Annotated in this window: 15 protein-coding genes; 7 read left to right on the top strand and 8 right to left on the bottom strand. The window is 74.9% G+C overall.

Features of this window, described 5'->3' with window-relative positions; all coding sequences use genetic code 11:
- Positions 1-5: 5 nt before the first annotated feature.
- Positions 6-812, bottom strand: coding sequence for a 1-acyl-sn-glycerol-3-phosphate acyltransferase (locus J3473_RS01325; protein ID WP_030528951.1), 807 nt, complete (start codon positions 810-812; stop codon positions 6-8).
- Between the two features lie 144 nt (positions 813-956).
- Here J3473_RS01325 and J3473_RS01320 point away from each other — a divergent pair, with 144 nt between their 5' ends.
- Genes J3473_RS01320 through J3473_RS01310 form a run of 3 tightly spaced genes read left to right on the top strand, consistent with a single transcriptional unit; the run spans position 957 to position 2,114 of the window.
- Entirely contained in the window at positions 957-1,505 is a 549-nt protein-coding gene (locus J3473_RS01320) for a hypothetical protein (protein WP_207021593.1), read from the top strand.
- Between the two features lie 56 nt (positions 1,506-1,561).
- Complete coding sequence (locus J3473_RS01315) at positions 1,562-1,795, top strand: YlcI/YnfO family protein (protein ID WP_207021592.1); 234 nt, start codon at positions 1,562-1,564, stop codon at positions 1,793-1,795.
- A 4-nt stretch (positions 1,796-1,799) separates the two neighbouring features.
- On the top strand, positions 1,800-2,114 hold the full coding sequence (locus J3473_RS01310; RefSeq protein WP_207021591.1) for a type II toxin-antitoxin system PemK/MazF family toxin: 315 nt from the start codon (positions 1,800-1,802) through the stop codon (positions 2,112-2,114).
- Here J3473_RS01310 and J3473_RS01305 read toward each other — a convergent pair.
- From J3473_RS01305 to J3473_RS01290, 4 genes are read right to left on the bottom strand one after another with little or no spacing between them, the layout of a single operon-like run.
- Positions 2,111-2,806 (bottom strand): endonuclease/exonuclease/phosphatase family protein, encoded by a 696-nt coding sequence (locus J3473_RS01305; RefSeq protein WP_207021590.1) that lies wholly within the window; start codon positions 2,804-2,806, stop codon positions 2,111-2,113. The genes J3473_RS01310 and J3473_RS01305 overlap by 4 nt on opposite strands.
- Before the next feature lie 9 nt (positions 2,807-2,815).
- The gene (locus tag J3473_RS01300; protein ID WP_207021589.1) at positions 2,816-3,856 is read right to left on the bottom strand and encodes an ROK family glucokinase; all 1,041 of its coding nucleotides are present in this window, start codon (positions 3,854-3,856) and stop codon (positions 2,816-2,818) included.
- Positions 3,849-4,217 (bottom strand): hypothetical protein, encoded by a 369-nt coding sequence (locus tag J3473_RS01295; protein WP_207021588.1) that lies wholly within the window; start codon positions 4,215-4,217, stop codon positions 3,849-3,851. The genes J3473_RS01300 and J3473_RS01295 overlap by 8 nt, the downstream gene beginning before the upstream one ends.
- 8 nt (positions 4,218-4,225) lie before the next feature.
- Positions 4,226-4,669 carry an SRPBCC family protein gene (locus J3473_RS01290; protein ID WP_030528946.1) on the bottom strand — a complete coding sequence of 148 codons (444 nt, stop codon included), beginning with the start codon at positions 4,667-4,669 and terminating at the stop codon, positions 4,226-4,228.
- Positions 4,670-4,743: 74 nt separating this feature from the next.
- Here J3473_RS01290 and J3473_RS01285 point away from each other — a divergent pair, with 74 nt between their 5' ends.
- Entirely contained in the window at positions 4,744-6,534 is a 1,791-nt protein-coding gene (locus J3473_RS01285) for a long-chain fatty acid--CoA ligase (protein WP_207021587.1), read from the top strand.
- The gene (locus J3473_RS01280) at positions 6,527-7,909 is read left to right on the top strand and encodes a hypothetical protein (protein WP_207021586.1); all 1,383 of its coding nucleotides are present in this window, start codon (positions 6,527-6,529) and stop codon (positions 7,907-7,909) included. The genes J3473_RS01285 and J3473_RS01280 overlap by 8 nt, the downstream gene beginning before the upstream one ends.
- Here the strand turns inward: J3473_RS01280 and J3473_RS01275 are convergent.
- The 3 genes from J3473_RS01275 to J3473_RS01265 all read right to left on the bottom strand — a co-directional run bounded on the left by J3473_RS01275 (position 7,866) and on the right by J3473_RS01265 (position 15,817).
- A complete protein-coding gene (locus J3473_RS01275) occupies positions 7,866-9,125 on the bottom strand; it encodes a hypothetical protein (protein ID WP_207021585.1) in 1,260 nt (419 codons plus the stop codon). The two genes, J3473_RS01280 and J3473_RS01275, sit on opposite strands and share 44 nt — an antisense overlap.
- 23 nt (positions 9,126-9,148) lie before the next feature.
- Positions 9,149-9,397, bottom strand: a complete 249-nt coding sequence (locus J3473_RS01270) for a hypothetical protein (RefSeq protein WP_030528942.1) — start codon at positions 9,395-9,397, stop codon at positions 9,149-9,151.
- 87 nt (positions 9,398-9,484) lie between these two features.
- Complete coding sequence (locus tag J3473_RS01265; RefSeq protein ID WP_207021584.1) at positions 9,485-15,817, bottom strand: Ig-like domain-containing protein; 6,333 nt, start codon at positions 15,815-15,817, stop codon at positions 9,485-9,487.
- 162 nt (positions 15,818-15,979) lie between these two features.
- On the opposite strand from J3473_RS01265, the gene J3473_RS01260 reads away from it, so the two are divergent.
- Together J3473_RS01260 and J3473_RS01255 are read left to right on the top strand one after the other, a co-directional pair.
- On the top strand, positions 15,980-17,698 hold the full coding sequence (locus J3473_RS01260; protein WP_030528239.1) for a DEDD exonuclease domain-containing protein: 1,719 nt from the start codon (positions 15,980-15,982) through the stop codon (positions 17,696-17,698).
- A 66-nt stretch (positions 17,699-17,764) separates the two neighbouring features.
- Positions 17,765-18,166 (top strand): VOC family protein, encoded by a 402-nt coding sequence (locus J3473_RS01255; RefSeq protein ID WP_207021583.1) that lies wholly within the window; start codon positions 17,765-17,767, stop codon positions 18,164-18,166.
- Positions 18,167-18,185 lie beyond the last annotated feature (19 nt).

The raw sequence follows: 18,185 nt of genomic DNA, 5'->3' as shown, positions 1-18,185 counted from the left end.
GCGCCTCAGCTCGCGCGACGCTCCGGACCGGCGTCGCCCTCCAGCCCCTCGGCGTCGAGCGCGGCCTCGAGCTCGGTCGCGGCGCGCCCGGGGGTGGCGGCCTCGGCGGCCTCCTTGGCCTTGTTCTTCTTCTCGCGGGCGATGCGGTCCTTCATCGCCGTCGCGTACATGTCGACGTACTCCTGCCCGGAGAGCTCCATCAGCGCGTACATGATCTCGTCGGTGACCGAGCGCAGGACGAAGCGGTCGCCCTCCATCCCCTCGTAGCGCGAGAAGTCGAGGGGCTCGCCGATCCGGACGCCGATGCGCACGAGCTTGGGGACCTTCGTGCCCGTGGGCTGCGCCTTGTCGGTGTCGATCATCGCGACGGGGATGACCGGGACGCCGGCCTCGAGGGCCATCCGGGCGACGCCGGTGCGGCCCTTGTACAAGCGACCGTCGGGGCTGCGGGTGCCCTCGGGGTAGAGACCGAGGATCTCGCCGCGGTGCAGGACGCGCAGGCCGGAGGTGAGCGCGGCCTCGCTCGCCCGGCCGCCGGAGCGGTCGATCGGCAGCTGGCCGACGCCCTTGAAGAACGCCGCCGTGAGCCGGCCCTTGAGGCCGACGCCGGTGAAGTAGTCGGCCTTGGCGAGGAAGGTCATGCGGCGCGGCACGACGAGCGGCAGGAAGATCGAGTCGCTGAAGGAGAGGTGGTTGCTCGCGAAGATCGCGGCCCCCTCCTCGGGGATGTTCTCCTCGCCCTCGACCCAGGGCCGGAACAGGAGGCGGAGGATCGGCCCCAGGACGACCGTCTTCAGCACCCAGTAGAACACCGATCCACCCTTCCGCGTCTGTGCCGGGAAGCCTAGTGCACCCCCGCGGTGTTGCTCCCCCCGTCACGGACGACGGGCGACCCCTTCGCTCGCACAGGAGGCCGTGCGAAGATCATGCCCTGCCCCGGACCCCCAGGAGTGACCGTGAACGAGCGGCCAGGCGAGATGGACGAGCGCGACGTCGACGAGCGCTTCGCGTCCATCGTGGCGGCGTGGGACGGGGCCCTCCCCTCGGCCGACGACCCCGAGGTCGACGAGACCCCCACCGCCCGGGACGCCGCTCCCGCGCAGGACGACCCGGACGAGCCCGCAGCGTCGACGCCGTCCCCGCCCGCGACACGTCCGCCGTGGGTCAACCCGCCGGTCGACGTCGTCGTCCCCGCCTCCGCGTGGCGCGCCGCCGAGCCTGCGCCCGAGCCGGCCGCCGAGGCCGCCGCGGAGGATCCGGACGACGACGAGCACTACGACCCGCCCGCCGTCGAGCTCCCCCCGCAGGAGGACCTGCACTTCTGGGGCGCGGTCGTCGGCCTCGTCGCCGGGCCGCTCTGCCTGCTCTACGTCGCGCTGGCCCGGCCCTTCCACAGCACCCGCTGGTTCGTCGCCGGGCTCGTGCTCTCGCTGGCCGGCTTCGCGCTGCTCGTCCTGCGCCAACCCCGCCACCGCGACGACAGCGACGACGGCGCCCGCGTCTGACGCTCGAGCTCCATCGGTGAATCCCACATCGGGATGCGTCGGCGTATGCTCGGGGAATGAGCACGCAGATCGCCGTCCGCCTCCCCGACGAGATCGTCGCCTTCCTCGACCGCAGCGTCGCCAGCGGTAGGGCGCCGAGCCGCGCCGCGCTGGTGGCGGCGGCCGTGGAACGAGAGATGCGTCGGCTGGCCGCCGAGCAGGACGCGCACGTCCTGCGGACCCAGGGGACGCACGACGACCTCGACGACCTCGTCGACTGGACCGGCGCGCACGTCGTGCTCGAGGACTGAACGGGTGCGGGAGATCTGCCTGGTCCGCCTCGACGAGACCCGGCCCGCGCTCGTGCTGACCCGGGAGGCTGCCCGGGGGGCGATGACGAAGGTGACGGTCGCCCCGATCACCTGCACGGTCAAGGGTCTGTCCAGCGAGGTGCTCGTCGGGCCCGAGAACGGGCTGGACCACACATGTGCGGTGTCGCTGGACAACGTCCTGACGGTCCCGATCGGTGCGCTGGGCCGCACCGTCGGGTACCTCAGCGGCGAGCAGAAGACCCGGCTGGCTCGAGCAGTGGTGCTGGCCTACGACCTCGACGTCGCGCTGCTCGGCTAACCGGTCGCCCCGCCCACCTCGAGGTCGACCCACGCCGGGCGGTGGTCGCTCGCCCGCGCCCACACCGCCTCCGGGACCGCGACCTCGCGGAAGGGCAGGACCCGCAGCCCGGGAGACGCGAAGAGGACGTCGAGGCGGCTGCGCGGTGACCGCGCCGGGAAGGTCGGGACGTGCGGGCCCGCGACGCCGAGCCGGTCCGGCTGCGCGACCCGGCGGAACGCCTCCCCGTCCTCGCCCTCGTTGAGGTCGCCGGCGACGACCAGCGGCTCGACCCCGTCGAGCGCCCCGAGGACCGCCTCGACGTGGCGCACCCGCTCGGCCGCGCGCAGGGACAGGTGCAGCGACACGGCCGTCACCTCGTGCCCGCCCGGCAGGCGGACGGTCGCCCGCGCCCAGCCCCGGGTGCGGTCGGGCCAGCGCACCGGCAGGCGGTGGTGGGACGCGTCGAGCAGCTCGACGTGCGGGGCGGTGAGCACGGTCGTCCCGCCGCTCCCCCGCTGCCGGCCGCTCCACCGCATCCCGCAGGCGTCGGCGAAGCGCCGCAGCCGCCACGGCGCGAGCAGGCGCCGGGGCACCTCCTGGAGGCAGAGCACGTCGGGGTCGACGGCACGCACGAGCCGGGCGGCGAGCCGGCGGTCGTCGAGGAAGTCGCGCGTGTTGTACGTCGCGACCCGGAACCGCTCGACCGGCACGGCGTCCGGTCAGCCGGCGGGCGGCGCGTCGCCGGCTGCCGGACCGGACGCGTGGTCGGCCGCGTCGGCCCAGGCGAGGTCCGCCGCACCGACCCGCGCGAGGTCCGCGGCCCCGACGAGGCCCGCCTCGTTGCCGAGCTGCGCGGCGACGATCGTCGCCTCCGGGCGGTAGCCGCGGCCGGTCAGCTGGCGCCGGAAGGCCTCGCGCGCCGGGCCGAGGAGGAGCTCGCCGGCCGCGCTCACGCCGCCGCCGATCACGAAGGTGCCCGGGTCGAGCGCCGCGGCGAGGTCGGCCATCCCGACCCCGAGCCAGCGGCCGATCTCGCCGAGCAGCTCACGGGCCAGCGCGTCGCCGTCGCGCGCGGCCTCGGTGACGAGCGGACCGGTCAGCTCGCTGGGGTCGCCGCCCACGCGCTCGAAGAGGTCCGAGACGACCGGGCTGCCGGCCGACATCAGGGCGCGCGCCTCGCGGACCAGCGCGTTGCCGGAGGCGTACTGCTCCCAGCACCCGCGGTTGCCGCACTCGCAGCGGATGCCGTCCGGCACGACCTGCATGTGCCCGAACTCGCCCGCGATGCCGAAGCGGCCGCGCACGACCCGGCCGTCGAGGACGATGCCGCCGCCGATGCCGGTGCCGAGGTTGACCATGACGAGGTGGCTCTCGCCGCGGCCGGCCCCGAAGCGGTGCTCGGCCCACACCGAGGCGTTGGCGTCGTTGTCGACGAAGATCGGCATCGCGAGGCGCTCGCCGAGGGCCGCGCGCAGCGGCTCGTTGCGCCACGAGAGGTGCGGGGCGAAGACGACGGTCGCGCGGTCGGCGGCGACGAAGCCCGCGGCGCCGATGCCGACGGCCACGACCTCCTCGCTGCCCGCGCCGAGCAGCTCCTCGACCGCGGAGACGATGGTGTCCTCGACGACCCGCGGGCTCGTCGAGCGGTGCGGGGTGTCGCGGCGGGTGCGGCGCAGCACGGCGCCGGTGCCGTCGACGAGGCCGGCGGCCACCTTGGTGCCGCCGATGTCGACACCGACCGCGAGGGGTCCCTCAGCCACGGTCGCCTCCCTGCTGGTCGTCGTGGGCCCGCCCGCGGGCGGAGGCGAGGTCGCCGAGGACGGCGGCGGCGAAACCCGCGAGCTCGGCGAGCGTTCCGAGCGTCTCGGGGCTGAGCTGACGGACGAAGGCCGAGGCCCGGCACACCGGGCACCACTGGCACACCGGGTCGTCGCACGAGAACGTCTCGGCCGCAGGCGGGTCGGTGCGGGTGTCGTCCGCTCCGGTGTCGCCCGCGGCCGGCGCTCCGGTGGCTCCGGCGTCCGCCGCGGAGTCGCGACCGGCGCGGCGCAGGCTCTCGAGGAGGCGCCCGGCCTCCTCGGCGACGCTCCCGACGTCCTCGTGCCAGCGCTGCGCGGTCATCGTGGCGATCAGCCCTCGACGCGCTTCTTCAGCTCGCTGAGCGCGGCGTCGATGATGAGCTTCTCGGCCTTGCGCTTGAGCATCCCGATCATCGGGATGGTGAGGTCGACCTCGAGGTCGTAGGTGACCCGGGTGCCGGCGCCGACCGCCTCGAGGGTGTAGCTGCCGGTGAGGCCCTTGAGCAGCGAGGCGCGCACGAGGTGCCACGAGATCACACCGGTGCCGTCCTCGGCGACCGCCCAGTCGTACTCGAGCACGTACTGGTCCTTGATCGCGCCCGCGTCGAGGGTGAACTCGACCTGGTCGGCCCAGCCGTCGCCGTCCTCGGTGAGGACCGAGCACGCCTTGACCTGCTCGGCCCACTCGGGGTAGTCCTCGAACGCCGCGATGACGTCGAGCACCTCGCCCGGGGAGGCGGCGATCTCGGTGGAGGAACGGGTGCGGTCGGCCATGGCACCGCAGGCTACCCGTAGGCCGGGGCCTAGAGTTGGGGGGCTTCCCCACCCGAGACCGAAGGAGTCCGACGGTGCACGAGACCTCCACGCCCCTCGTCCTGCCCGCGACGAACGAGGGCACGTTGGGAGACCTCCCGGCCCGTCTGGCCGCGGACCGGCCCGGGCGGGTGGCGTTCTCGGTCCGCTCCGGCGCGGGGTGGACCGACGTCACGAGCGCGACGTTCGCCGCGGAGGTCGCGGCGCTCGCCAAGGGGTTCCTCGCCGCCGGCATCGGGGTCGGCGACGTCGTGGGGATCATGAGCCGCACCCGGTACGAGTGGACCCTCGCCGACTTCGCCCTCTGGGCGGCCGGCGCGGTGCCCGTGCCGATCTACGAGACCTCCTCCCCCGACCAGGTCGAGTGGATCCTCGGCGACTCCGGCGCGGTCGGCGTGCTCGTCGAGTCCGAGTCCCACCTCGCGGCGATCGAGCGGGTCCGTGGGCGCCTGCCCGGCCTCGCGCACGTCTGGGTGCTCGACCACGGCGACGTCGACACGCTGAGCCGCGACGGGGCCGACGTCGAGGACCGCGAGCTGGTCGACCGCCGCGCGGGGATGGACCGCGACTCGCTCGCCACCGTCATCTACACCTCGGGCACGACCGGTCGCCCCAAGGGCGTCGAGCTGACGCACGGCAACTTCCTCACCCTCGCCGAGAACACCGCCGAGCAGATCGCGGCGGTCGTCAAGGCCGACGGCGCCTCGACCCTCCTCTTCCTCCCGCTCGCCCACGTCTTCGCGCGCTTCATCGAGGTGCTCGCGGTGACCGCCGGTGTGCGGATGGGCCACTCGTCGGACCTCAAGACGCTGATGGACGACTTCGCGTCGTTCCGGCCCACCTTCATCCTCGCGGTGCCGCGGGTGTTCGAGAAGGTCTACAACAGCGCCGAGGCCAAGGCGGAGGCCGGCGGCAAGGGCAAGATCTTCGCCGGAGCGGCCGCGACCGCCATCGCCTGGTCCGAGGCGCTCGACACCGGCTCGGTCCCGCTCGGGCTGCGCGTCAAGCACGCCGTCTTCGACAAGCTCGTCTACGCCAAGCTGCGCGACGCGATGGGCGGCCGGGTGCAGTACGCCGTCTCGGGCGGCGCGCCGCTCGGGACGCGGCTGGGGCACTTCTTCCGCGGCATCGGCGTCTCGATCCTCGAGGGCTACGGCCTGACCGAGACCACCGCCCCGGCGTGCGTCAACCTCCCCGACGCGATGCGCATCGGCACGGTCGGTCCGCCGCTGCCGGGCGTCGACCTCAAGATCGCCGACGACGGCGAGATCTGCATCAAGGGGGTCAACGTCTTCCGCACCTACCGCGGCAACGACGACGCGACGAAGGAGTCGGTGCGCGACGGGTGGTTCCACACCGGCGACATCGGCGAGCTCGACGAGAAGGGCTACCTGCGGATCACGGGCCGCAAGAAGGAGATCCTCGTGACGGCCGGCGGCAAGAACGTCGCGCCCGCCGTCCTCGAGGACCGCCTGCGGTCACACCCGCTCGTCAGCCAGTGCATCGTCGTCGGCGACGGCAAGCCGTTCATCGGCGCGCTCGTGACGCTCGACGAGGAGATGTACCCCGCCTGGGCCGCGAACCACGGGCTCGACGACCTGCCGTTCTCGAAGGCGAAGCACGACCCGCGCATCCAGACCGAGATCCAGCGGGCCGTCGACGACGCGAACACCGCTGTCTCCAAGGCGGAGTCGATCCGCAAGTTCGTCGTCCTCGACGCCGACTTCACGGAGGAGTCGGGCCACCTCACGCCGTCGCTCAAGCTCAAGCGCAACGTGGTGATGCGCGACTTCGGCGACGAGGTCGACGCGCTCTACGGTGGCTGAGCCCGCGGCCGGGCGCCCCGCGCCGGGAGTGCGGGCGGCGGCACCCGCCGTCGTCCTCGCCGTCGCCTGGCTCGCCTGGTTCGGGGTCGCGCAGTGGAGCGTCGTGCGCTTCCGGGTACCGATCCTCCTCGTCCTCACGGCGGGGACGGCACTGCTCGCGTGGTGGCTCGTCCGCCGGGTCGAGGTGCCCCTGCCCCGGTGGCTCGCACCGGTGCTCGTCCTGGGCTCGGTCGTGCTCACGCTCACCGTCCCGCTGTTCTCGTACCTGCGCGGCGGGTGGCTGACGGCGGCGCTCGCCGTCGTCGCGGTGGGCGGCGTGGCGCTCGCCGGCCTGCTCCTCGTCCGCGCGCCGTGGGGTCCGCCCGCGGTGCTGGGCGGGGCCGCCCTGACCCACACCGTGCTCGCCTCGGTCGCGGTGCTCGGGGACCGTGCACCGAAGATCGACGTCTGGGTGATCCTCCAGCAGGGCGCCGACGTCTCGGCCCGCCTCGGCAACGTCTACACGGCGCAGTGGAGCGGCTCCCCCGGTGTGCAGGACCACTTCACGTACCTGCCGTGGATGATGGTCCTCACCGCGCCGGGACGCTGGGTCGCCGGCGACGTGCGCTGGATGCTGCTCGTCTGGACCCTCGTGCTGCTGGCCGGTCTCTGGTACCTCGCCGGCGGCACGCCCTCGGGCCGGGCGCGGGCGGCGGCCGCGGCCGCGGTGCTCGTCGTCGCGCCGGGCACCATCACCCAGGTCGACCAGGCCTGGACCGAGCCCGTGCTCGCCGCCCTCCTCGTCTGGTGGGCCGCGCTCGTCCGCCGCGGGCACGCCTGGTGGGCCGTCGTGCCGCTCGCCCTGGCCTGTGCGAGCAAGCAGCACCTCGCCCTCGTCGCCCCGGTGCTCCTCGTGTGGCAGCCGTTCGGCTGGCGGCGCACTCTCGCCACCGGCGGCCTCGCGGGCGTCCTCGTCCTGCCGTGGCTCGTGGCCGACCCGGCGGCGTTCGTCGACGACACCGTGACGACCCTGCTCACCTTCCACCCGATCCGGTTCGCCAACACCTGGTACCTGTACTTCCTCAACGTCCACGGCGTGGCGCTGCCGTTCGCCGTCACCGGGCTCGCGATGCTCGCCGCGGTCGGCGGCGCGATGTGGGCCGTGTGGCGGCGCCGGCCCCCGGTCGGCGAGGTGCTGCGCTGGGCCGCGCTCGTGCTCGCCGTCGCGAACCTCGTCAACAAGCAGGCGTTCTACAACCAGTTCTGGCTGGTGGCGGCGCTCGTGCTGGCGTCGGTCCTCGTGCCCTCCGGGGCCGACGACGACGCAGCCGGGCGCGGCGACCCGGACGCGCTCAGCGCGCGAGGTCGTCGAGGCGCTGACGCCACAGCCGCGTGAGCGCCTGACGGTCGAGCCCCGCCACCTCCGGCAGGGCGGTGTCGCAGATGCGTTCGGCAGCCTGCTCACCGCCGGTGGAGGCACAGGCCCGCAGCAGCCGGTCCAGGCCGGCCTCGCCTCGCCGGTCGGCGAGGAGCTCGACGGCCTGCCACGCAGCGAGGTAGGTGACCTCGAGCGACCCACCGGCGGCGAAGGCGGCCGCGTCCGGGAGGTCCCGGGGTGCGGCGCCGGCCCGGACGGCGGCGGTCAGCGGCGCGAGCAGGTCCGTGACGGGGACGTCGGCCCCGGCGTACCCGACGTGGTCGGCGTAGCCCTCCGAGAGCCACGTGGGCAGGGCGCCCGGCAGCGTCGCGCGGACGGCGACGTGCGCCAGCTCGTGGGTGAGGACGACGGCGCGCCCGGTGCGGGTCAGGCGCGCGTGCGCCGAGGGGTCGAGCACGACGCGGTCGCCCGTGGCCCGACCGTCCTCGCCCGTCGGACCGTCGGTGCTCGCGCCCACCCCGTCGTCCGCGGCCGCACCGAGGAGCGCCTCGCCCTCGGCCACCGTCGCCGGGGCGAGGACGAGCACGCGGCCCGGCGTGCGTGACCAGCGGCGGGCCAGACCCGGCAGCCCGTCGTCGACCGTCCGGCCGGCGGCGTCGAGGTCGGCGGACGGCAGGGTGCCGGCGACGACGGCGTGCGTCGTGCGTCGGACGGTGAGGCCCGGCATCGCCGTCCACGGCGGCGCCTGGGCCCCGGGCGCGGAGGCCTCGGACGCGACGAGCCAGCGGTCGCCGTCCCGCACGACGCCGTAGCGGGTGCGGGCCGTCCGGTCACCGCGGTCGAGGCCCGCGAGGCGGTAGCGGACCCCGACGTCGACGGCGGAGGGGTCGTCGACGGGTGCGACGACGTCGTGGGCGAGGCGGTCCGGGCGCAGCGCGCGGGCGGCGTCGAAGGCGGCCAGCTGGGCGCGGCCGGCGGCACCGTCGGGGTCGGCGACGGTGGCGCGGAACGCGTCCCGGTCACCGTCGAGCACGGCGGCGTCGCGGCGCGCGAGGAGCTCGTCCAGGGCGGTGGCGGTGGCCGAGGCGGTATCGACCTCGGGAGAGCCGGTCGGGGTCGCCGTGGTCGGCGGTGCGACCCGGGGTGGCGACGCGTCGCCCCCGCTGCAGCCGGCCAGGAGCACCAGCCCGACGACCGCCGCCGTCAGCGGGCGGGTCGGGCGGTGGGCGGGCACCGCGTCATCGTACGGAGAGCGGCTCAGCCGACGGCGCGGCTCCCGTGGGCGGCCCCGGGCTCGACCGTGGCCCGCACGGTGGCGGCGGTCTCGGCGTCGACGAGGCCGGCGCGGACGAGCCGGGTCACGACGGCCCGCTCCTCGGCGTCGAGGGCGCCGTCGGTGCGCGTGCCGGTGATGCTCAGGAGCACGGGCACCATGCAGTCGTCGCAGTGCAGCTCGCGCACCGGGCAGGTGCGGCAGTCGATGGTCATCACGTCGTCACGGGTCATGCGTCTCACCTCGTCCTCGTTGTCGTGAGCGACGCTAGGGGTGACCACCGACAGGGCACCGCCGTCCCCGGTGGGGATCGGCCGGCGCTACCAGCGCAGGCTGCCGCTCGTGCCTCCGCACGAGGCCGTGACCGTCCCCGTCCCGCCGTAGAAGTTGTCGCTCTCCTTCGTCGCGTTGCCGCCCATGGTCAGGTTGCGCCACCCGCTGACCGAGCGGCCGTCGACCGAGAAGCTGCACGTGACCGAGCCGCCGAGCCCCGAGGTCCGCACGGCGATCCAGCGACAGCCGGCACTCGTGCAGGAGCCGTTGCCGGTGGCGCACGAGCGCTCGTTGCACGTGCTGCCCTTGAGGACCTCGACCTTCTTCGGGTCCGGGATGGACTCCCCGACCGGGCCGGCCCACGCCGACCACCCCGCGGCCGACTTCGCGCGCACCTCGAGCCGGTAGGTGTTGCCCGGGGTCCCGGTGCGGCTGACCTGCGTGCGGTTGCCGCCGAAGGTCTGGTCGACGGCGCCGCGGACCTGGACGTCCGTGATCGGCCGGCCGTTCTCCGGCAGGTTCCACGTCCACGTGATGGTGTTGCCGTTGCGCGAGCTGCGCAGGCCGGTGGGGGTCAGGGTGTCGCCGTAGGGGGTCGCCGCCGCGGAGCTGCGGACCGACTCCTGGGCCCCGGAGTTCACCGTCCACACCGTGATCGCGTACTGGCGGGTCGGGTTGGTGTCGAACGGGCCGACGGAGAAGGTTTTCTGCGAGCCGGGCGCGCAGCCACAGGCGACCGACCCGCTCTTGCCGCCGCCGGACCACCGGATCGCGCTGAAGGACCCGGCGCGCGGCTGGCCGACCCCGACGGTCAGCTGGATCTGGCGGTTCGCCGACGGCGTCGACGCGGTGACGGTCGGGGTCGACGGCTGTCCGACCGACGTGAACGACGACGCGTTGGACTTGGGCCCCTCGAGGTCGGCGCCGTTGGTCAGGGTCGCCGTGTACCGGTACTGGCGCCCGTCGTAGGGGATGACGACGCTCGCGCTGCGGTCACCGGCCCCGGTGCGCGCGGCGACGGTCCACCCGCCGCCGTCGACGGACTGGTAGAGCGTGTAGCCTGTCGTCGGCGGCCCGTTGGGGCTGCCCTGCTCCCACGAGACGGTCAGCGTCGCCGAGTCCTTCGCCGGGCCGGGGCCGCTCGCTGCGATCTTCGGGGCCGGCAGCGCGGGCGGGGTGCCGGCGGACTGCATCGAGACGGCGGGGCCGAACGGACCCGCGCCGAGCTCGTTCCACGCCTGGACCTGGACGTCCTGCTCCGCCATGTTGTCCAGGCCCGTGACGGTGGCCTGCCGCCGCGGCGCGACGACGTTCTGCGTCTTGGTCTGGCCGGTCGAGGAGATCAGGCGGACGACGTACTTGCGCAGGGCGCTGCCCTCGTTGACCGGCTGGTCCCACGCGATGGTGAGGCGACCGTCGCCGCGGTCGACCATCCGCACGCCGGTCACCGCCCGCGGCAGCGTGTCGGGGCGGACGGCGGCGCTCGCTTCGGACGGGTCGCCCTCTCCCACACCGTTGACGGCCGCGACGGTGAACCTGTAGTCCTTGCCGTTCGTCAGTCCCTGGACGGTGCAGGGCGAGGCGGTGCACGTCGTGCTGCCGGTCGAGCCGCCGGTCCAGCGGACGACGTACGAGGTGATGGTGGCTCCGCCGTCGTAGGTGGGGGGGAGCCATGCGACACGGGCCTGGCCACCGGCGTCGCGGTCGGCGACCGCCTGCACGCGACGCGGCGGGTCGGGACGGCCGAGGAGGGTCACCGTGATGCGCCCGCGCGCGCTGCGCTTCGGGCCGTCGCTGAGGGTCACGGCGACCGCGGCCTTCTGCGAGGGCCGGTCGCCGGCGGTCAGCGTGACGGAGCATCCGGAGCGGGCCACGGTCAGGCCGCTCCCCTGCTCGACGGACGCGGCGGTGACGGTGCACTCGGGCTGCGGCAGCGGCGAGTCCAGGTAGGGACGCAGGTCGACGGTGCGGGACTGGCCGGCCTCGAGGCCGTCGACCGTCACCGGTCGCACGCGTGCCGGCGGCAGCGGGTCCTCGGGCGAGGTGCTGTCGGTGCCGTCGGCCCCCGCGGTGTCGGCACGGCCGATGACCCGCACGGCGATCGTCGAGGGCTCGCGCAGACCGGGCGCCGAGACCTCGATGGTGCCGTTGCTGCTGCGGGCGTCCCCGTCCGCGTGGAGCGTCAGGCGGCGGTTGCCCGCACCGTCGACGCGCAGGTCCGCGTCCGGCTCCTCCCGCCAGCGAGCGGAGAACTCGACGTCGTCGAACGTCATGCCGACCGGGAGCCAGGCGTGGCAGACCGTCGGGATGTCGACGGTGCGGTCCAGGCCGCCGGCGGTGACGGTGACGGCGCCGTCGGGACAGCGCAGCAGCGGCACCAGCGGCCCGACCTGCACCGGCACCGACACGTACGCCGTGCCGAAGTCCTTCTGGTCCACCGCGCTCTGGTCGGTGACCTCCAGCATCACCGCGGCCGGGCCGACATACCCGTTGGAGGAGGTCAGCTGCAGGGTCCGGTTGTCGCCCAGGCTGACCGAGAGGTTCTCCGCCGGGGAGGCCGAGACCGTCGAGGCCGTCGTCACCGACACCACCCGACCCCGCGGGGAGCGCACGTAGTCGCCCAGGTTGACGGTCTTGGACGAGTCGGGGTCCATCGTGATGAGCGAGCCGGCCACGACGAACGGCTGCCCGTTGGCGCCGGTCGGCACGTGGATGAGCGCCATCGCCTCCTCGTCGTCCTCGTCGACGATGACGTAGGGCACCGAGTAGGCGTGGTCGAGGATCTTGACGCTGACCCGACCGTCGGGCGTGACCTGCGCGTCCGGGGAGAGGACCTCCTTGACCCGCAGGGTCGCGGGGTCGGAGTCGACGTCGGTGTCGTTGGCCAGCGCGTCGACCACCGTCGAGGTCTCCCCCGGCTTCGGCGCCGCGACGTCGTCGTTGGCCACCGGCGGGTTCTTGTACCCCGCGACGGGCCGGACGAGGATGCTCGCGCGGGACGGGTCGTACAGGCCGTCGCTGATGCCGTACGCCAGCTGGTGCACGCGGGCGGTGTCGTCCGGGACCTTGGTCCGCACCGTGTGGTCCTCGTCGACGCGCCAGGCGCGCAGGGCATCCGCCGGGTTGAGCGACTCGGTGTCGACCTCGACGACGTCGCCGCGGGCGATGAGGTCGTTGACGAGCGGCTTGACGGTGACCGTCTTGCCCGGCGCGGCGAACACCTCGTCGTCGACGGCGACGGGCGGCTGCGGGTCGCCCGGCTGCACCACGCCGACCCTCACGAACGCGCGGCTCGTCGCGCCGAAGCGGTCGCGCACCTCGTACGTGATGACCTCGGTCCCTGCCGCGAGCGGGAAGGACTCGTACCGGATCGTCGTCGGCCCGACCCCCACGACCCGGCCCAGCGCGAGGTCGACCGGGCCGTCGTCGGCGCCCACGACACCGGTCAGGGTGACGCTGTCGCCGTCGGGGTCGACGCCGAAGGTCGGGATGGTCATCGTCAGCGGGTCGCCCGCCGTCACGGTCGCGGTGAAGCTGCGAGCCACGGGCGACTGGTTGACCTGCTGCTTGGTGGGAAGAGGGTTGACCTGCACCCGCGCTCGTGCGGTCTGCGCCCGACCCTTCGCACCCTCGGCGTACGCGGCGTACTCGATCGTCACGAACTTCGGCGCCCGCAGGCCGCGGGCCTCGGGCACGTAGCGCACGACGTTGCCGGAGGCGAAGGCGCGCTGGGCGTCCCCCTTGCTCACGACCTTCACCGACTCGGGGTCCAGGCGCAGCGGGATGCCGTCCGCCATCGTGTCGTTGTCCAGCACCGGGATGCTCACCGTGTCGCCCTCGCGCACCGTCGCGGTGTCGTCCTCGACGAGCGGGACGGCGTCGTCGGCGGGGGGCTGCTGGAGCACCGACACCTCTCCGCTGGTGCGCTGCGTGCCGTCGCTCACGGTGTAGCGGATGGTGCCGCGACGCCCGGTCCCCGCGTCGAGGGGTGCGGGCTCCGCGGCCTCCAGGCGCAGCCAGCGACCTTGGTAGATGGAGGCGCGCAGCCAGCCGGAGCCGTCCGCGGGCGACGCGGCCGCGGTGACCAGCACGTCCCCACGCGGCGAGTAGTCGTTGGCGAGGACGTCGACGAGGGCGGGCGCCTGGTCGTGGAGGGTCGCGGTGTCCGGCACCGCGACCGGCGGAGCGCCCTCGGGCGGGGCGGTGAGGTCGACGCGGATGCGGCCGGGCGCGGCGCCGGCGCCGGTCACGGCGGAGTAGCTGAGCTCGAACGTCCCCGGCGCGTTGCCGGTGACCGTGACGGTGCCGGTCGCGAGGTCGGTGTCGACCTGGAGCGGACCGACCGGCCGGACCTCGGAGCGCAGCCGCAGCGACGCGTCCGGCTCCCCGGGGTCGGCGCCGGCGATGTCGTTGCCCAGCGGCTCGACCTGCAGCGGCTTGCCGACGACACCGCGCACGGCATCCGGCTGCGTGGTGGGGGGCTCGAAGCGCACCTCCGGCCCGGTGCCGAGCACCTGGGCCTCGACGGTGCCCTTCGTGGACCCGCCGCGGCCGTCGGTGACGACGTAGCCGATCGGCTGGCGCCCCTCCTCCACCGGAGCGGTGAGCGTCACCCGCCCCGCGCCGTCGACGACGGCTCCCTCGGCGTCCGCGCGGGCGGCCAGCGTGTCGTTCTCGGGGTCGCGCCAGTCGGCGAGGACCGGCACCGACAGGCGCTTGCCCGCGATGACCGGGTAGCGCCGCTGGGTGAGCTGGGCGCCACCGGGCCGCAGGGTCGGCGCGGAGTTGACCTCGTCGCCGACGACCCGCACGGAGACGCGGGCCGCTCCCTTGGAGGTGACCTTGCCGTTGTTGACCTTGTACGAGAACTCGAGCTGCTGGCCCTCGGTCCCCGCGGGCACCGACAGGTCGACGGCCTGCCCGTCGGCCGACACGGTGGCCGTCGCGCCCCGGAGGGTCGGGGCCGTCACGTCGCGCTGGTCGATCGCGAGCACGGACCCGGCGACGTCGGTGTCGTTGTCGAGGACGTGCAGCTTGCTCACCCGTCCGGGGCGCACCGTCTGGGCGTCGGGGACGGCCTTGGGCGGCTGCTGTGCGGCGGCCTCGTCGACGAGGTTCTCGTCCTTCTTCTGGTTCTTGTCGTCCTGGCGCGTCGGCGGCGTCAGCGCGTCCCAGTTGTCGATCTTCGTCGGCTTGTCCTCGAGGTCCCAGACCCCGCCGTTGTCGAGGTCGTTGAGGACGACGAGGCCGCGGTTGACCCGCAGCGCCACGCCGTCGCGGGTCGGCTGCTCGCCGTCGGCGGGCAGCGTGGCCGTCTGCTCGTCGCCGGTGCGCCCGCAGTTGGCCCCGTAGAAGACGCGACCCTCCTCCGCCCACGCCGCGTGGACGCAGCCGCCGAGGACGACCGGGCGGCTGAGCAGCGTGGACCCGGGGACGCGGTTCACCCGCTCGCCGACGACGACGCCGCCCGGCGAGAGGCCACCGTCGAGCGGCACCTGCGTCGCCCGGGCCGAGGACTCGACGACGACCGTGTCGGCGTCCGGGCCCGGCACCTGCAGCGCCGCCGACCGGGCGCCGTCCGTCGTCACCTGCGCGTCGACGCCGTCCCGCTCGTCGGCGGTGAAGACCCGGTCCGACGCCGGGTCGTACGCGACCCAGCGGGGGCCCACGGCCGTGACGTCCGGCGACGGGGACCGCAGGGCGGTCGGCGTGACGACGGGGCGCGAGAAGCCCCCGGCGGCCGTGGGCGCGAGGGTCGTGACCTTGCCGTCGGCGCCGGAGACGACGTGGATCGCGCCGTCGAGCCCCACGGCGAGCGCCGCCTGGCGCCCGACCGTCGCGAGCGGCTTGGCGCCGGCCGCCACGCCGGGGAACTCCGTCGTGCCGCTGCGAGGGTCGACCCGCTGGCCCCAGACCTTGCCGCTCGCGGGGTCGAGGAGCGCGAGGGTGCCGCCGCGCAGGTCGACCGGGCTCGGGCGGAAGCCCTTCGCCGTGCCGCGACCCGGGCCGGGCACCACGGCGACCGGGTCGCCGGCCGTGGAGGCGGCCACGTCGAGGGCGGAGAGCTCGCCGGTGCCGGTGTCGAGGCCGAGGACGACGGCGCCGTCCTGGAGGAGGTCGAGCCCGGCGCCGGGCGCCGCGTCGGTGGCGATGCCGGTGTCGAGCTGGCCGATCGGCACGTTGGCCTTCGCGTACTTCGCCTGGGCTCCGGAGCTGACCCAGACACCGGCGTCGTTGAGGTCGGCCTCGTGGACCGTGGTGCCGTCGCTCGCGACCGCGGCGTACCCGAGGCCGGAGGCGACGAGGACGACGGCGAGCAGGCTCGCGAGGCGGCGGCGGGTCTGCCGGCTCCGCGCGCGTGCGCCACCGCCACGTGCCACTGCTGCCTCCCTCGTGCGCTCCCCCGGTGCCCACGGCCTCCGGGCCGTCGCGACGTCGCCACACTGTAACCGCGCGGGCACGCCGTCGGGCCCGGACCCGGAGGGGAGCACTCCCCGCGCGCCTCGACGGACCTGTCGGTACCCCGACCTACCGTTCGGGGCATGACGATGGTCCAGGGCACGTTCGACGACCTGGGCACCCCGCTGTCGTCCGTCGACTTCGTCGTCGTCGACCTCGAGACCACGGGCGGCAGCCCGGCCGAGTGCGGCATCACCGAGATCGGCGCCGTGCGCGTGCGCGGCGGTGTCGTCGTCGGCGAGTTCCAGACGCTCGTCAACCCCGGGGAGCCGATCCCGGCGTTCATCTCGGTCCTCACCGGCATCACCGACGCGATGGTCGCGGGCTCGCCGCGCATCGAGACCGTGCTCCCGCAGTTCCTCGAGTTCGCGGCCGGGTCGGTGCTCGTCGCCCACAACGCCCGCTTCGACGTGTCGTTCCTCAAGGCCGCGGCGCTGCGCTGCGACCGGGAGTGGCCGTCGTTCGCCGTCCTCGACACCGTGCACCTCGCCCGCCAGCTCGTCCCCCGCGACGAGGTCCGCAACCACCGCCTCGGCACGCTCGCGGCGCACTTCGGCGCCACGACGACGCCCGACCACCGGGCGCTCCACGACGCGCGCGCGACCGTCGACGTCCTCCACGCGCTGATCGGGCGGGTCGGCAGCCTCGGCGTGCACTCCCTCGAGGAGCTCCTCGACTACACCGCCCGCGTCTCCCCGGCGCGGCGCCGCAAGCGCCACCTCGCCGACGGCCTCCCGGACGCCCCCGGGGTCTACCTCTTCAAGGACGGCGACGACCGCGTCCTCTACGTCGGCACGTCGGTCTCCATCCGCACCCGCGTCCGCTCCTACTTCACCGCGTCCGAGCACCGTCGCCGGATGGGCGAGATGGTCCGCCTCGCGGAGTCCGTCTCGCCCGTGGTCTGTGCGACGACGCTCGAGGCGGAGGTCCGCGAGCTGCGGCTCATCGCCCAGCACAAGCCGCGCTACAACCGCCGCTCGCGCCATCCCGAGAAGGCGCTGTGGGTCAAGCTGACCGTCGAGCCGTTCCCGCGCCTGTCGATCGTGCGCGCCGTCGCCGCCGACGGCGCCCGCTACGCCGGGCCGTTCGGCTCTCGGCAGGCGGCGGAGGCCGCCGTGTCGGCGGTCCACGAGGTCCTCCCGCTGCGCCAGTGCGTCGAGCGCCTCTCCCCCAGCCGCCCGCGCACCGCCTGCGCCCTCGCCGAGATGGGCCGCTGCGGGGCGCCCTGCACCGGTGCGCAGGGTGTCGACGAGTACGCCGAGGTCGTCGCCGAGGCCGCCGCGCTCCTCGACGGGCACGCCCGCGGTCTCCTCACCGCGCTCCAGGAGCGGATGGCCGCCCTCTCGGGGGCGGAACGCTTCGAGGACGCGCAGGTCGTCCGCGACCGCCTCGTCGCCCTCGTGCGCGGGACGACCCGCAGCCAGCGGCTGCACCCGCTCGCCCGCATCCCCGAGCTCGTCGCCGCCCGGCGCTCGGTCACCGGCGGCTGGGAGGTCGTCTGCGTCCGCTACGGCCGGCTCGCCGGGAGCACCACCTCGCCGCGGGGCGCCGACCCGATGCCCTACATCGGGGCGCTGCGCGCGAGCGCCGAGGTCGTCGCGGCGCCCGTCGCCCCGGCCACCGCGGCGACCGCCGAGGAGAGCGAGAAGGTCCTGCGCTGGCTCGAGGCGCCCGGGGTCCGCGTCGTCGATGTCGACGGCGACTGGACGTGCCCGGTCGGCGGCGCCGCGGCCGTGCGCGAGCAGCTCGAGCCGCTCGAGACCTCGCGCCGCCGCACCGCCGGCTTCGCCGGCGTCTCCTGACCCGGGGCCGGGCCGCTCGGGCGATGCGGACGCGTCCCGTCCGCTTCGGCCCCTAGGTTCGGTGCCATGGCACCGCACCCGATCCTCGACCTCGTCGTCCTCGACTGCCCCGACCCGATGCGCCTCGCCCTTTTCTACGCCGACGTCCTCGGCTGGGACCTGGAGTCGGGGTCGGACGCCGACTGGGCGACCCTCGTCCCGCCGGGTGGCGGCGTGTCTCCCGAGCGGCCGGACGGGCGCACGACCCTCGCCTTCCAGCGCATCGACGACTGGGTGGCCCCCACCTGGCCGGGCGGCGCCCACCCGCAGCAGTTCCACCTCGACCTCTCGGTGCAGGACATCGACGCCGCCGAGCCGGCCGTGCTCGCGGCCGGTGCGAGCGTGCACGCCGAGCAGCCCTCCTCCGACGGCGGGTTCCGCGTCTACCTCGACCCGGCCGGCCATCCCTTCTGCCTCGTGCGCGGCTGACGCGACGGCCTCCCCGTTC

The sequence above is a fragment of the Phycicoccus sp. DTK01 genome (assembly GCF_017312765.1).
GTDB classification, from domain to species: domain Bacteria; phylum Actinomycetota; class Actinomycetes; order Actinomycetales; family Dermatophilaceae; genus Phycicoccus; species Phycicoccus jejuensis.
Note: the sequence above shows the minus strand (reverse complement) of the source record. Positions and strands in the feature narration are given on the sequence as shown.

What these genes read in the sequence shown, in the direction of transcription:
- J3473_RS01315 (WP_207021592.1), top strand. Translation starts at nt 1,562, where the DNA reads ATGAGCACGCAGATCGCCGTCCGCCTCCCCGACGAGATCGTCGCCTTC.
- J3473_RS01295 (WP_207021588.1), bottom strand. Translation starts at nt 4,217, where the DNA reads ATGACCGCGCAGCGCTGGCACGAGGACGTCGGGAGCGTCGCCGAGGAG.
- J3473_RS01290 (WP_030528946.1), bottom strand. Translation starts at nt 4,669, where the DNA reads ATGGCCGACCGCACCCGTTCCTCCACCGAGATCGCCGCCTCCCCGGGC.
- J3473_RS01270 (WP_030528942.1), bottom strand. Translation starts at nt 9,397, where the DNA reads ATGACCCGTGACGACGTGATGACCATCGACTGCCGCACCTGCCCGGTG.
- J3473_RS01260 (WP_030528239.1), top strand. Translation starts at nt 15,980, where the DNA reads ATGACGATGGTCCAGGGCACGTTCGACGACCTGGGCACCCCGCTGTCG.
- J3473_RS01255 (WP_207021583.1), top strand. Translation starts at nt 17,765, where the DNA reads ATGGCACCGCACCCGATCCTCGACCTCGTCGTCCTCGACTGCCCCGAC.